This window comes from Kitasatospora sp. NPDC023120 (assembly GCF_055560835.1).
Genome location: NZ_JBVHHY010000037.1, coordinates 1 through 13,836, shown reverse-complemented (window position 1 = coordinate 13,836; position 13,836 = coordinate 1). Strand labels below are relative to the sequence as shown.

The following is a 13,836-nucleotide window of genomic DNA, read 5'->3' as shown; positions in this document are numbered from 1 at the left end:
TCCAAATTTGAAATTCGAGGCCATTTGAAATGCCCTGGAATTTACATCGCCGGAACCATACACAGACCCCGGATCGGCGTCAAACTATTTCACCGGAACCAATGGATCGCACAATCGTGGCGCCGCCCGCCCCGGGTCAGCCCAGAGGCTTTACCGATGCCAGCTCCACAGCCGGGGACGATTCCCCGTCATATGCGTCCGAAATCTCCTCGGAATGCTCACTCAGGCCGAACCGGTCGTGCAGCCGGCGCAGCGGCCCGGGCGCCCACCAGTTCGCCCGCCCGGCCAGCCGCATGAAGGCGGGCACGAGCAGGCCGCGGACCAGGGTCGCGTCGACGACGACCGCCAGGGCCAGACCGACCCCGAGCAGCTTGAGCAGGGTGAGCCCGGAGGAGGCGAAGGTGACGAACACCGTGCCGATCAGTACGGCGCCCGCGCTCATCACACGTCCTGTCTTCTCCAGGCCCAGCGCGACGGAGTGCGTGTTGTCCCCGCTCCGCAAGTATTCCTCGCGAATCCGGGAGAGCAGGAAGACCTCATAGTCCATGGACAGTCCGAACGCGATGCAGAACATCAGGACGGGCATCGTCGCGTCGATCATACCGGTGGTCGCGAATTCGCCGACAAGCCATTTCAGATGACCGTCCTGAAAGACGTAGACCATCGACCCAAAAGTAGCTGTCAGGCTCAGCAGGTTCAAGAGGATCGCCTTCACCGGAATAAGTACGCTTCCGGTGAACAGGAAGAGCAGCACAAAGGTCATCACCGCGATGATGAGCAGCGCCAGCGGCAGGGTGCCGCCGGTGGCGTGCGTGGTGTCCACCAGCTGGGCGGCCTGCCCACCGACCTGGACGGGGACGGGCGCCCCGTCCGCGCCCCGGACGGCCGCCACGAGGGCGCGGCCCTGCCGTGAGTACGGCTCGACCGGCGACACCACCGACACCCAGCTTCCCGCCCTCGCGGTGAACCGGCCCGACGTGGCCGTCGGCGGCGCGACCTGCTGACCGCCGGCATAGGAACCGGTCAAGGTGTCCACTCGCTGGACGCCCGGCAGCGTGGAAAGCCTGGCAGCGTAGGACGGGAGCGCCTGCGGGGCGTCGGCGTCGGACAGCCCGGGCAGCACGACGGGAATCGGGTTGGTCTCCCCCACGTCGAAGTTGTCCCGCAAGTACTGGGCCGCCTGCCGGGCCGGCGAGTCCGCGGGCAGCACCCGGTCGTCGGCGAGGCTGAAAGAGGCCGACAGGAACGGGCTGCCGAGCAGGAGCAGCAGCCCGACGATCACGGTCATGATGGGGATCGGACGTCGCATCACGCCCAGCGCCAGACGCTGCCAGAAGCCGCTCGCCGTGCGCCGCCTGAAGCGCCCGAACACGTCGAAGCGGTTCACACGGTGGCCGAGCAGAGCGAGCAGCGCGGGCAGCGCGACCACCGACGTGAGCGCGGCCACCAGGACCACCGCGATGCCGCCGTAGGCGATCGAGCGGAAGAAGTACATCGGGAAGACCAGCAGCGCCGAGAGCGAGAGGGCCACGGTGAGGCCGGAGAACAGCACGGTCATGCCGGCCGTCCGGACCGTCGTCCGGACGGCCTGTCCGACATCCCGACCGGCGGCCAGCTCGTCCCGGAACCTGCTGATGACGAACAGGCTGTAGTCGATGGCGAGTCCGAGCCCCAGCGCCGTGGTCACATTGAGCGCGAAGACCGAAACCGGCGTGACCTCCGTGAGCAGTTGCAGCACGGCGGTGGTGGAGACCACCGAGATCCCCCCCACGAGCAGCGGCACGAGCGCGGCCGCAAGGCTGCCGAAGACGAGCACCAGCAGGATCAACGTGATCGGCGCGACGATCAGCTCGGCCCGTTGGAGGTCGTCGGCCGACACGCGTTCCACGTCGACATAGGTCTGTGCGATGCCGGTGAACCTCAGGTCCAGCCGGTCGTCGTGGAGTTGGGGCACGATCCGCTTCGCCGTGGCCTGGTAGGTGCCCTCGTTCCCGCCGAGCCGGACCACGACCAGCCCGCTCACCCCATTTTTGGAGCGGAGCGATGCGGGCCGGCCCGACGTCCAGTAGGAGTCCGCCGAGACGACGCCGTCGAAGGCGCGGATCCGTCCGACCAATCCGGTGACGGCGTCCACGACGGAGGGATCCTCCAGGCCCCGCCCGTCGCGGCCGGAGGCGATGACGACCAGGTTCGGTGCCCCGGTACCGAAGTCGCGGGCCAGCGTGTCGTCCACCCGCATCGACTCCGAGGACGGGTCCTGGAAGCCGCCATTGGCGAGGTGCTGCTGGACGCCCGCCCCGTAGAACCCCGCCAGCGCGGCGACGAACACGGTGAGAGCGAGGATCAGGCCTCTCCTGGCCACGGCCAGTCTGGCAATGACGTTCACGAAGCTCCTTCACAAGGACGCGCCCCCACGATCAGGGGGCGGCTCGGCAGACCCGGGCTGGGATGTGCCCAGGCGACGGAGAGTCCTCAAGGGCCCTGCTGGACGAACGGTTTGGTGCAATGTCAGGTCGACATGCGTAGCCGACCGACCGTCAACTCGAACATGATGTCTAACTTAACTACTATGACACTTAGGGTCAAGGGTCGACTGCGCGCCAAAACACCACGTGGGCACAGGGATGCCTGCCAGGCCGATCCACCCGGACACCAGACCCGGACTCTCCGGGGGGAGACAGTAACTCATACAGGGCTGTTCAATTTATCGATTCTGCGGTATTCCTAACTCATACACAGATGTACGAGATAGGAGTTCCCCGATGGCTCACGCCACGCACACCGCGCCAGAAGCCCATCCGCAAACCGAGCCCGACCCACGGCGCTGGCTGCTGCTCACCCTGCTCTGCCTCTCCCAGTTCATGCTGATCGTGGACGTGACCGTGATCAACGTGGCGCTTCCCAGCATCGGCGACGAACTTCACCTCAGCCGCGAGACCCTGACCTGGGCGGTCACCGCCTACACCCTCTGCTTCGGCGGCCTGATGCTCCTGGGCGGTCGTCTGGCCGACGCCTTCGGCGCCCGGCGGCTCCTGCTGACCGGTTTGGTCCTGTTCACCACCGCCTCGCTGGTGACCGGGCTCGCCGGGAACGCGACCGTCCTGATCGGCGGGCGGCTCGGGCAGGGCGTCGGCGCGGCGCTGCTGTCGCCGGCCGCACTGGCCACGATCACCCGCACCTTCCACGGCGCCGAGCGGAACAAGGCCCTGGGCGTCTGGGCCACCCTCGGCGGCATCGGCTTCGCGGTCGGCGCGATGCTCGGCGGCGTGCTCACCGCAGGCCCTGGCTGGAACTGGGTCTTCTTCATCAACGTCCCGGTCGGGCTGGGCATCCTCGTCATGATCCCCCGGCTCGTCGCCGCCGCGCCCGCCCACGGCGGCCGCCGGATCGACCTGCCGGGCGCGGTCCTCGTCACCGCGGCGACTGGGTCGCTCATCTACGGTCTGATCAAGGCTGGCGACGCGGGCTGGGGTTCGGCCACCACCCTGCTACCGCTGATCGGCTCCGTGGTGCTCTACGCCGTGTTCACCCTGGTCGAGCGGAAGACCGCCTCGCCGCTGATGGACCTGCGTATCCTCGCCAAGCGCCCGGTCGCCGCCGGCTCGTTCCTGATGCTGGTCGCCACGGGCCTGCTGCTCGGCTACGTCTTCCTCGGCTCCCTCTTCCTCCAGAACGTGCACGGCATGTCCGCCCTGTCCACCGGCGCTCTGCTGCTGCCCGTCGCCGTCGCGACCGCGATCGGTGCCCACCTCGCGGCGCACCTCATCGCCCACGCCGGCGCGCGCCTGGTCGCGGCCGGCGGGCTGCTCGTCTCGGCCTCCGGAGCCCTCGTGCTGTCCCTGGTCGACGGCACCGTGGGCATCGTCATCGGGATGGCTATCGGGGCCCTCGGCATCATCCCCGTCTTCGTCTCCGCGACCACCACGGCGCTCGGCTTCATCTCCCACCACGAGGCCGGGATCGCCTCCGGGGTGGTCAACACCTTCCACGAGGTCGGCGGAACCATCGGCGCCGCGACCGTCTCGACCATCGCGGCGGCCGGAATCGCGGAGCACACCGACGCCGGCTTCTCCAACGCCTACACCGCGCTGGCCGCGAGCGCGGCGGTGGCGGCGGTCATCGGACTGATGGTGATCCCCCGGGGCAAGGCCGAACTCCCCGAAGGCGTCCACGTCCACTGAGAGGAACCGCTCACGGTCTTTAGACTCCGTCTCATGGAATCCGAACACCACAGCGGCGCCGCGAAGGCCCGGCGGGGCGGCTCCGCCCACCCCCGCCGGGCCGACGCCGAGCGCAACATCGCCGCGATCCTCGCCGCCGCCGCCAGTTGCTTCGGCAAGAACCCCAACGCGAGCATGACTGAGATCGCCGCGGCCGCCGGGGTCGGCAGGGTCACCCTGTACGGGCACTTCTCCTCGCGTGAGGAGCTCCTCAGCCAGCTGATGGAGCGCGCCCTGACCGAGGTCGCCACAGTGGTCGACGCCACCGACCTCGCCCACGGCCCGGCCGACGAGGCCCTCCTGGCCTTCATCCGGTCCTCCTGGCAACTGCTCGACCGCAACCTGCGCATGCTGCACGCCGCCCGCCGCGCGCTGCCGGCCGAAGCCGTCCAAGATCACCACACCGGCATCCTGTCGGCAATGGAACAGCTCATCACCCGAGGGCGGCAGGAAGGAACGTTCCGGGATGACCTTCCCGCCCACTGGCTGGTCAGCTCCATCTACGCCCTGGTGCTGGCTGCAGGCGACCAGGTCGAGGCCGGCTACTTCACCTCCGAGGAGGCCCTTGACGTACTGGAGGCGACCCTCGTCTCCCTGCTACGCCGCCCGACCGGCTGAGCGCTGGCGGACCAGCAGAGGAACGGTGACGCCGTGTACCGGTTCCTGCTGACTCCGCGCTGGCTGGGAGGAGTTGTCGTCGCCCTGGCGGCGGTCACGGTCTGCCTCTGGCTCGGATCGTGGCAACTCGCCCGGTTCCAGGACCGGCTGGCGCCCCACCGAGCCGCCACCCTCCCGGTCGCCGAGGCCATTCCCCTCAGCCAGGTCCTGACGGGGAACCAGCCAATGGTGACCACCGACACGGTCGGACGTTCCGTCCTCGCGACGGGCAGCTTCGACCCTGCACACCAGGTGCTGGTGCCGTCGCGCCCCCTCGGGGGCGAGGAAGGCTACTACGTGCTCACGCCGCTCCGCACCGCCGATGGCCCCGCCGTCGCCGTGGTCCGGGGCTGGGCCCCCGGCCCCCCGGCCGCGGACCGGGTACCCGCCGCACCAACCGGCCCGGTCACGGTCACCGGACGCCTCCAGGCGCCGGAGAACAGCGGCAAGAACGGCGCGGTCGCCGGGGGCCTGCCGCCCGGACAACTGGGCACCATCAGCCCAGCCGCCCTGGTCAATGTCCTCCCCTACCCGGTGTACGACGGCTGGGTGGCGGCCGAGACCGCACCGGCTGGCCTCACCTCGGTGGCGGACCTGCGGCCGCAGGACGACAGCGGGCTGACCCTGCGCGCCTTCCAGAACCTCGGGTACACCCTGGAGTGGTTCGTCTTCGCGGGCTTCATCATCTTCATGGCGTTCCGCCTGGCACTCCGCGAGGCCGAGGTCACCAGGGACCGGGCGCTCGGCTTGGCGGGGCCTTCCCCGATGACCTGAATAGCCAGCAGAATATCAATTCTGCACGACAGTTGACACGAATCCGCTACACGCCGGACCTGTTCGGCCATGCGTACTGGTCTTGGGCCCCTGCGCCACCGCAACGCAGGGGCCCGAGGGCGGCCGGGATCGGCACGGCCTTCCATCCGGGCTGGACGACCCTTGGCCAGGTCCGGCCCCGCGGTGGCCTGTGAGGCGGGGTGGCCCCTCCCCGGAAGGGGCCTCCGGAAGCGGGAACTCGAAGCCGGGCTGGAGACGGATCCGCCAGGCGCAAAGTGCGAGTGCGTCAGGCCCGACGTCGGCCCCGACTTCGGCAGCCCGGGTAACGGCGCGGCGGGCCACCGTGCCGTACCAGCCTGATGCCCGCCATGGTCGGGTAGCCGGGTCACGTTACCGTGACCCGGCCCCCTCAGAACCGGACGTGCAGTGCTAGGTGTTCTGGCCCGTGAGGTTGGGGACGCGGCGCGGCTTGCCTGCGAGTGCGGTGTGTCCGCGGTGGTGATTGTCGGTGTGGAGCCAGGCGGGGTAGGCGTCGCGTCGTTCCTGCTCGGTGCGGTAGCGGTCCGCCCAGCGTTTGGCCGTGGTCGGTGAGACCTGGAAGCGCTCGGCGGCCCAGAGCGGGGCAGGTACGGCCCTACACCGACCAGGAAGCCCGCCAGTTCCTCGCCCGCCAACGCGAGCTGCGTACAGCGCTGCCGCAGTACCGGCGGGAGGTCGACGCGATCACCCGCCTCGCCGGGCCGCTGCTGCCGCCCGCGCTCCAGCCCGGCCAGCTCGTCTTCACCCCGCCCGCCGAGCACCTGGTCCACGTGGCCGCTCCCGGCTTCGACGTCCAGGACCTCGAGGCGGCGCGGCGCAACGTGCTCGTCTTCCACGGCATCGGCGGCGTCGGCAAGACGACGTTGTCGCGAAAGCTGGAAGCCGCGCTCACCGCGGCCGAGTCCCGGCCCGCGCAGTGGGGCGAGCCCCCCTGGCCCGCCACGCCCAGGCTGCTGCCAATCCGCATCGACCTCGCCCGCTCCGCCGGGACGGACTTCGAACGCCTCGTCCTCACCCTGCGCCTGGCACTCGCCGGCCTGGACCGCGCCCTGCCCGCGTTCGACCTCGCGCTCGGCCGGTACTGGGAGCACAACCACCCCGGCGAGAGCCTGGAGGAGTACCTGCGCCGCGCCGGGCTGATGAGCCGCTTCGCGAAGGCCCTGCCCGGCCAGATGCAGGCGGCACTGTCGAAGGCCGCCGAGGAGCTCGCGCTGCCGGGCGTGGTCGGCTCCGCGGTCGGACAGGTCACCACCCGCCGTCGTCCGCGCGGTGCGCGGGCGCCGCACCACCGCCCGCGCCCTGGCCGACTGTCCCCGGCTCGCCGACCTGCTGGAGGCGGAGCCGGACCTCGAGGCGCTCTCCTTCTACCCGCACCTGCTCGCCTACGAGCTCGACCAGCTGCCCGCAAGGAAGGCCGTCGTGCCGGTGGTGCTGCTGGACACCTTCGAGCACACCGGCGACCGCACCCACCGCGACCTGGAGCGCCTGATCCAGCGGGTGGTGTGGCTGATGCCGAACGCCCTGTTCATCATCACCGGCCGCAGCCTGCTGCAGTGGGCCGACGACGCGCTGCAGGGCCAGCTCGACTACACCGCCCTCGTCACTACCCGCCGGGAACATCTGCGGACACGCTGAGAGACAGCGAGGCCGGCCTCGCTCCACACTCTGCCTCTACTGCTTCCTGCCCAAGCGGCGCAGCTCCTCCAGAACCGCCGCCTGCCCGGCCACCAGGCCTTCCAGGACATGCCCCTGCGCCGCCAGCATCCGGCCCTGCGACTCCAGGGCCTGCCCCTGGCTCTCCAGGACCCGGGTGTGCTCGGCCAGGGCCTTGCCGTGCTCCGCCAGAACGCGCGTCTGCTCGCCCTGCCCGACGACCAGCGCACCGACCGCCTCGGCCAGCTTCGTCATCGTCTGGCGCTGCTCGATCTGGTCCTCACGGATCGCGTTCAGCACCTGGGTGTGCCCGTACAGCAGGTCCCGGACCTCCGTCATACCTCGCACGGTCAGTCCGCCCGCAGGATCCGCGAGACATAGATCCGCGGCGGGTCCGAATCCTCGTTCACGGCGTACTCCACCAGCCCCAGATCCCGGCGCAGCGGCGCCGAGTGCATCCCGGGCCGGCCCGGGACCGGCATGCTCAGGTGGGGGAAGGCGTTCTCACGCAGGTCGACCAAGATCGCCACCACAGCGGAGAACACGTCGGCCGGCGTTCCCGGGTCACCAAGGAACTCCTCGACAGCCGGGGAGAGGATGAGCGGATCCTCCTCGTACTCGCTGTAGTCGCTCACAGGGCCCCGAGACGACGCAGAACCGCAGACGCAGAGGTACCGGGTGCGGTGCCGGCCTGGACGGCGGCATGGATCCGGTCGCCCTCCGGGTCGCGGTACAGCTCGGCCCGCAGCCACCACCGCTTCAACACACCGCCGATCGTCTCGACGTCGGCCTCACCCATCTCCCGGTAGAACTCCATCCGCTGCGCCGGCGGCAACGCCGCGGCGACGCCGTCCTGGGTACGCGGGATGGGCTGGCTGCCGTCGTGGTGGCCGTGCAGGGGCGCTGCGCTCACCGTGTCCTCCGGGAAGTCTCGTGCGGGCGGGACCGGTACCAGTGTCCCCCTTCGAAGGCTCCGGCCGGTACCCGGGTCCTTCCAGCACCGACGATCCGCCGGTGGACCTCCTTGGGGACCGAGCGCGGCGGCCGGTGCGTGTGCTGGTCGCACCACCTACCAAATTTTGGTAGGTGGGCCCCGCACTCGCGGGAGGTGCGAGCAGTGCACCATATGGTTCGGTGCACTGTGTCGGCCTGCTTGCTGGATCAGATGGGGCAGATTCAGGCGTTGCCGACATAGCCAGGAGCGGCAACCGGCTTGAGTAAGGCGGCGTGGTAGTCGGGGATCAGAATGGGCGGGACCGGTACCAGTGTCCCTCTCCGGCAGCCTCGACTCGGCCCCTGGTTCACCGGGCGGCGACGTACACGCTGATGCCCTGATGGCTACCGCTGTCGCGCGGTCACCGTGCGGGCCTTCTCATCCGGGACGATGGGCGGCGCGTTCACCTGCCGGCACGCAGCGGAGTGTGCAGCGTTGCCGCCCTCCCAGAACCGGCGGGTGGCTCTGTCCACGAGAACGAACAGCAGATGTTCACTGCTTCGGGAGTCACCTGAGGCCAGCGGGTGAGTCGAAATGTTCACGGGTTCGGACAGCACCTGCAGGGGCCGTGTGAACCGGGAACTCCGTGGCAGACGTGGCGCCGCGGCGGAGATCCGCCATTGCCCTGGCCCGAAGGGTCGCCGTCATCGGCACGTTTCCGTGGGACGCTCCCGAGCGGGGCGCCCCACGGAATGTGGGTGACGCGGATCCTTACCTGCTTCGGGTGCTGGCCAGTCAGGCGGCGAGCAGCTCGGTGACCAGTCGGACGGCCTCCGGCACCTCGACGTGGTCGTCCGGGGCGGCCCCGAAGTGGGCGCCACTCGGCGTCACCACGGCGGTCGCGGCGAGGCCGTCGACCAGCAGTCGGACGTGCTCGGTCGGGTCGGGCTGGTTGACCGGGTCGTCCATCGACTGGAGGACCCGGAACTGCCGGGCCGAGCGGCGGATCCGCGCCCAGTCGAAGCCGCCTTCGAAGAACTCGGCGAGTTCGTCGTAGCCGACCTCGTGGGCGGAGGTCGCCACCAGGAGGACGCCCGCGAACACCCCGTCCACCTCGGGATCGTGCTGCTCCAGGAAGCGCAGCACGTTGACACCACCGATGCTGTGCCCGACCAGCACCGTGGACTCCGCGGGGCCGGCGGCCAGGGCGGCCTCGCCGAAGGTCCTGCGCCAGGGCTCCAGCCGCGGGGCTGCGGTCTGCGGCAGGCGGGGCACGGTGACCCGGTGCCCGACAGCCGCGAGCCGTTCGGTCAGGTACGGAAACCAGACGCTGTCGTCGCTTGCGCCGTAGCCGTGCGACACCACGATCTCGCTCATGATCGATCCACTCCCCTAAATCAAAACGATCCGTCGCGTTTCGATTGAACGTAGCACACTGCTAGCGTTCTCGGGTGCCCACCGGACAATCCCCAACCCGCCGCACTGGCGGCCGGATCCGCAGCGAGGACGCCCACGACGCCGTCCTCGCCGCCGCGATCGAACTCGTCGAGGAACTCGGCTACCAGGCCGTCACCATCGAACGGATCGCCGCCCGCGCCGACGTCGCCAAGAGCACCATCTACCGCTGGTGGAAGTCGAAGGCGCCCCTGGTCATGGATGCCTACCGCACGGCCGTCGAACAACGGATGCCCGAACCCGACACCGGCTCACTCGCCGACGACCTGACCGCCTTCACCACCGCCCTGTACGGCGTCACCACACACCCGCTCCGACTCCAGACCCTGCGCGGCCTGATGGCGCAGGCCCAGCTCGACCCCGCCTTCGCCGAGCCGTTCCGGGAGTGGGTGGAGAGCAGGCGGGCCGTCGTGCTCACCATGCTCGCCCGCGCCGTGCAGCGCGGCGAACTTCCGCCCACCGCCGACCTGGACGCCGCAACCGACCAGCTCTTCGGCCTCTTCTGGTACCGCCTCCTGGTCGGCCACCAGCCGCTCGAACCCGCCCAGGCCACGGACCACGTCGACCAACTGCTGCACGGTCTTCGCCCCCGGCACAGCCGGTAGGCCGTCGACGGACACCCAACCCAGTGAGGCCTCAGTTAAGGACACCGTATTGGAGAGCTTCTTCACCTCTGCCAAGGTCTGGAACGGCGGCCCTTTCCGCACGTCCTCGTCCTGCTGAGCGAGTACGAGGAGTTCCGCGCCTACGCCCGGGCCCACGCCGAGCTGCTCTCCCAGTACGGTGAGCAGCTCGGCGTGATCCCGGAGCAGTGGCTGTACTCCACCGTTCAGGGCATCCACCACGCCCTCGACGCCGGGCAGTTGGCTCAGTTCCGCAGCACCCTGCGTGACGAGCTCGTCGGCATGCAGCCTTTCCCTGTCCAGCTCGGGCCGGTGTGGCCCGGTGTCACCGCGGTGACGGTCGCGGTCTACCCGGAAGACGGGATGGCCGCGGCATCGACCCTGCCGGGTCTTCACGCCGACCGCGTTCAACCGCCGCCGCAGCAGGCTCTCGTGGAGGGGCTGGCCCGCGCTGCGGCCGGGGAAGGATTGCTGGTCGAAGTGCCAGGCCAGAGTGGGTTTCCCGGTGTCGTCCTGGCCGACCTCGGTGCGCAGGCAGGAGGCGACTCGGCGGGTCTTGGTGATCACTGCGATGCGGGCGGTGATCTTCTCCGGGGTGTTGTAGTACCTGCCGCCGGCCCCGCGCCAGACTTTCTCCAGGTCCTCGGTGGCGCGGGCGAGACGTTTGGCGCGAGCGGCCTGCTGGCCTGCGGCGTTGCCGGTGGAGTGGACCAGGATCCGGCGCACGGTCAGCACCGGGTCCCGTTTGCGGGGGCCGTTCAGGGTGTGAACGTCCTCCAGCACCCGGTAGACCTCGCGCCGACCGGGGTCCTTGCCCGCGTCGCGGTCCGGGATCCAGTCCACGACTGTGGCCCTCTCCAGGTCCAGAGCGGCATAGAACCCGTCCTTGACCTGTGCGGCGGGGACCGGGGCGATGAACGGCACCTGGGCCTGCAGCAACGCGGCCACGTTCGGGTAGGAGACCAGCTTGGAGTCCGCGACCAGCAGGAACTCCTGCTCGCCGGCCAGCTTCCGCAGGTCCCTCATCGCCCCCACGACCTGGGAGACCTCGGCCGCGCCGCCGCCGAAGACCCGGGCGTGGACCGGGATCCCGCCGTCGCCGGACACCGCCAGCCCGGCCTGGACCTGCTTCAGGTCCACCCTGCGGTCCTTGGGATGTCCGTGTTTGATGACCGGGTACTGCTCGTCCTGGTCCTCGACGCGGTAGGCGCCGTGGACGGACATCGAGGTCATGTCCCAGTGCAACTGGGAGACATCGATACCGAACTCGGTGATCGCCCGCGCCCCGACCGTGCCCGCGATCTGCTCCAGATTCGGGGCGAGCGCGTCCAGAGCCCTCGCCAGGCGGTCGTCGTTGAGCTGGCCGGCCTCGATGCCCAGCTCTTCCTCCATCGCCCAGGTCCGACCCAGTCCGCGGCCCGCATCAACGGCGCCGGCGAGGTCAGCCGGTTCGCCACCCGCGCCTCAACAACCTGGCCATGCGTCAGGTGCGCGCTCGCACCACCGGGGCACAGTCCATCGACGATCCCTGCCACGTCCAGGCGGCGCAGAAACTCGGCAGCGACAGGCAGAGCGCCCAGACGCTTTTCCACCACAGACGTCACCACACACTCAAGGCGTTGACGCTGGGACCGAGGCCGCGGGGACCGGGAAGTCATCGACACGCCCAAGTAACGCCCACAACCCCGCCCCGGATACCGCCGAGCCCACTACTCCATCCGATTCAACGACCCGCGAAGTACGGGACTAGCGTTTCCGGCCGGACGGGAAATCCCTGGCCAGCTCCGCCGCCGACGGCACTGTCCGACTTGGGACGTCGCCGCACGGGAACGAGCTGGTCGCCGTGGACGAGCACGGCGTCACCGTCTGGGAGGCGAGCGGCCCAGGCCCGGCGCGGCAACTCGCCCGCGTCGCGGCGGACCACGGCACCGTCCACGGCCCGGCATTCAGCCCGGACGGCCGGACCCTGGTCGCGGGCGGAAGGGACGGCTACCTCGTCGCCTGGAACACGACGGACCCGGCCGCCCCGGAGCAACTCGCCCCGGACCCCGGATACTCCGGGACATACCCCGCGCTGGCCTTGCGCCCGGACGGGCGTTTCCTCGCGGCGGCATCGGCGCGAGGGGGCGTCCAGGTCACCCCCGTGACCGAGCAGCGGTTCGCGGACTCCGGAGACCTCCTCTCCGAGGAAGCGGCCCCGCCCCGGATCGAGCGGGGCGAGGAGGCCCAGCTGCGCGAGCGTGCGGTGAAGCTCGGGGTCTGGATCTCCAACACGAAGAGCCGCCGGGCCAAGCTCACCGGGGAGCAGCTGGCCGCGCTCGCGGAGCTGGGTCTCGACTGGCGGTGACCTGGTGCCCGCCGGGGTGGTTGGCCGATCGGGGTGATGAGGATCCCCGAAAACGGTTCTGTCCGCGATTTCGTGAATGATCTCGTCACTGCCGTCACAGGCTCAGCAGTAGGTCCCGGACCGCGGCGGGCTGGGACAGGAACGGGTGGTGGCCGGCGTCGAGCTCGACAACGCTGTTGGCCCGGCGGGCGAACTCGCGCTGCAGCTGCGGCGGGGTGCCCCGGTCCTGGGCGCAGATGAGGTACGTCGAGGGGACCTGCTGCCATGCGGCCGCCCCGACTGGCCGCCCGGTCACCTGCACGCTCTGCCGGGCGAGGTGGTCCGCTGCCTGTGCCTGGACCTCGGGGTCGCAGTCCTGCAGGAATGTGTCCACGAGCAGCTCGGGGCGGACCCCGAAGGTGCCGGCGTCGGGGTCGACGTCGAGGAACGGGGCGGGGCTGCCGTCTCCGAACTCCGACAGGCTCTGCCCGACCTCGGGCAGGTAGCTGGAGACCAGCACCAGGTGGCGTACCGACCCGACGCCTGCGGCGGCTTCCGCGGTGACGATGCCGCCATAGCTGTGGGCGACCACAACGGTGGGTTCTTCGCTGTCCAGCAACGCCTGCCGCACCGCCGCGACGTCCTCGGGCAACCCCGGACCGCTGGCTCCTGCGGGCAGGCCCGCCTCGCCGCAGCTCGGCAGCGCCGGGGCCACGCTCAGCACCCCTCGCTCCTGCAGCAGCTCGGCGGTGCGGTGCCACCACCACGACCCGTCCCGCACACACGCCCCGTGCACGAACACGACCCTCATTGCTGCCTCCACGTCTGCCTAGGCTGCCTTTCGAGCAACGGTAGACGTAGCCGCCGTTACGACAGGGAGCCGAAGATCATTCACGGAATCGCGGCCAGAACCCCGAAAACGACCAGGTCCGCTCTCGGTTCCCCAGTTGGTTGGGCCGTTCAACGGTCTGGGGAGGGTGCGGAGCGGGGAGACAGGCGTATGTCGGCGATGAGTCGTGCGGCCTGGTGGATCGGGTACGGCCCTTCCCGGCCCGGCTCGAGTCTGTCCGAGCAGCCTTACGCCTCTTCCGCGGGGATGGCCTGCCGTGTTGCGTAGCGGTTGCGCATCGCGTCGCTCGCTGCGGGACCTGCGGC

General features: G+C 70.0%; 12 protein-coding genes and 2 pseudogenes. 6 read left to right on the top strand and 8 right to left on the bottom strand.

Going from position 1 to position 13,836, the window contains the following annotated elements; all coding sequences use genetic code 11:
• Nucleotides 1-136 precede the first annotated feature (136 nt).
• A complete protein-coding gene (locus tag ACZ3TI_RS35930; protein ID WP_465733877.1) occupies nucleotides 137-2,386 on the bottom strand; it encodes an MMPL family transporter in 2,250 nt (749 codons plus the stop codon).
• A 376-nt stretch (nucleotides 2,387-2,762) separates the two neighbouring features.
• Here ACZ3TI_RS35930 and ACZ3TI_RS35925 point away from each other — a divergent pair, with 376 nt between their 5' ends.
• From ACZ3TI_RS35925 to ACZ3TI_RS35915, 3 genes are read left to right on the top strand one after another with little or no spacing between them, the layout of a single operon-like run.
• Nucleotides 2,763-4,181, top strand: coding sequence for an MFS transporter (locus ACZ3TI_RS35925; RefSeq protein ID WP_465733875.1), 1,419 nt, complete (start codon nucleotides 2,763-2,765; stop codon nucleotides 4,179-4,181).
• A gap of 33 nt (nucleotides 4,182-4,214) precedes the next feature.
• Nucleotides 4,215-4,838, top strand: coding sequence for a TetR/AcrR family transcriptional regulator (locus ACZ3TI_RS35920; protein WP_465733873.1), 624 nt, complete (start codon nucleotides 4,215-4,217; stop codon nucleotides 4,836-4,838).
• A 33-nt stretch (nucleotides 4,839-4,871) separates the two neighbouring features.
• Entirely contained in the window at nucleotides 4,872-5,651 is a 780-nt protein-coding gene (locus ACZ3TI_RS35915; protein WP_465733871.1) for an SURF1 family protein, read from the top strand.
• Between the two features lie 429 nt (nucleotides 5,652-6,080).
• Here the strand turns inward: ACZ3TI_RS35915 and ACZ3TI_RS35910 are convergent.
• Nucleotides 6,081-6,185, bottom strand: a pseudogene (locus tag ACZ3TI_RS35910) (IS481 family transposase); the annotation flags it as partial.
• Between the two features lie 774 nt (nucleotides 6,186-6,959).
• On the opposite strand from ACZ3TI_RS35910, the gene ACZ3TI_RS35905 reads away from it, so the two are divergent.
• Nucleotides 6,960-7,325, top strand: coding sequence for a hypothetical protein (locus ACZ3TI_RS35905; RefSeq protein ID WP_465733869.1), 366 nt, complete (start codon nucleotides 6,960-6,962; stop codon nucleotides 7,323-7,325).
• Nucleotides 7,326-7,361: 36 nt separating this feature from the next.
• On the opposite strand, the gene ACZ3TI_RS35900 is transcribed toward ACZ3TI_RS35905, so the two are convergent.
• The 4 genes from ACZ3TI_RS35900 to ACZ3TI_RS35885 all read right to left on the bottom strand — a co-directional run bounded on the left by ACZ3TI_RS35900 (nucleotide 7,362) and on the right by ACZ3TI_RS35885 (nucleotide 9,654).
• Nucleotides 7,362-7,682 (bottom strand): hypothetical protein, encoded by a 321-nt coding sequence (locus tag ACZ3TI_RS35900; protein ID WP_465733867.1) that lies wholly within the window; start codon nucleotides 7,680-7,682, stop codon nucleotides 7,362-7,364.
• A gap of 11 nt (nucleotides 7,683-7,693) precedes the next feature.
• A complete protein-coding gene (locus tag ACZ3TI_RS35895; RefSeq protein WP_465733865.1) occupies nucleotides 7,694-7,978 on the bottom strand; it encodes a hypothetical protein in 285 nt (94 codons plus the stop codon).
• Entirely contained in the window at nucleotides 7,975-8,256 is a 282-nt protein-coding gene (locus ACZ3TI_RS35890; RefSeq protein WP_465733863.1) for a hypothetical protein, read from the bottom strand. The genes ACZ3TI_RS35895 and ACZ3TI_RS35890 overlap by 4 nt, the downstream gene beginning before the upstream one ends.
• An 816-nt stretch (nucleotides 8,257-9,072) precedes the next feature.
• Nucleotides 9,073-9,654, bottom strand: a complete 582-nt coding sequence (locus ACZ3TI_RS35885; RefSeq protein WP_465733861.1) for an RBBP9/YdeN family alpha/beta hydrolase — start codon at nucleotides 9,652-9,654, stop codon at nucleotides 9,073-9,075.
• Nucleotides 9,655-9,728: 74 nt separating this feature from the next.
• On the opposite strand from ACZ3TI_RS35885, the gene ACZ3TI_RS35880 reads away from it, so the two are divergent.
• Nucleotides 9,729-10,337, top strand: a complete 609-nt coding sequence (locus tag ACZ3TI_RS35880; RefSeq protein WP_465733859.1) for a TetR/AcrR family transcriptional regulator — start codon at nucleotides 9,729-9,731, stop codon at nucleotides 10,335-10,337.
• A 597-nt stretch (nucleotides 10,338-10,934) separates the two neighbouring features.
• On the opposite strand, the pseudogene ACZ3TI_RS35875 reads toward ACZ3TI_RS35880, so the two are convergent.
• A pseudogene (locus ACZ3TI_RS35875) lies at nucleotides 10,935-11,747 on the bottom strand (IS1634 family transposase); the annotation flags it as partial.
• Nucleotides 11,748-12,198: 451 nt separating this feature from the next.
• Here ACZ3TI_RS35875 and ACZ3TI_RS35870 point away from each other — a divergent pair.
• Nucleotides 12,199-12,702: a hypothetical protein gene (locus tag ACZ3TI_RS35870; RefSeq protein ID WP_465733857.1), complete on the top strand. Its 504-nt coding sequence runs from the start codon at nucleotides 12,199-12,201 to the stop codon at nucleotides 12,700-12,702.
• A gap of 94 nt (nucleotides 12,703-12,796) precedes the next feature.
• Here ACZ3TI_RS35870 and ACZ3TI_RS35865 read toward each other — a convergent pair whose 3' ends face one another.
• Nucleotides 12,797-13,492 carry an alpha/beta fold hydrolase gene (locus tag ACZ3TI_RS35865; protein ID WP_465733854.1) on the bottom strand — a complete coding sequence of 232 codons (696 nt, stop codon included), beginning with the start codon at nucleotides 13,490-13,492 and terminating at the stop codon, nucleotides 12,797-12,799.
• Between the last annotated feature and the right edge of the window lie 344 nt (nucleotides 13,493-13,836).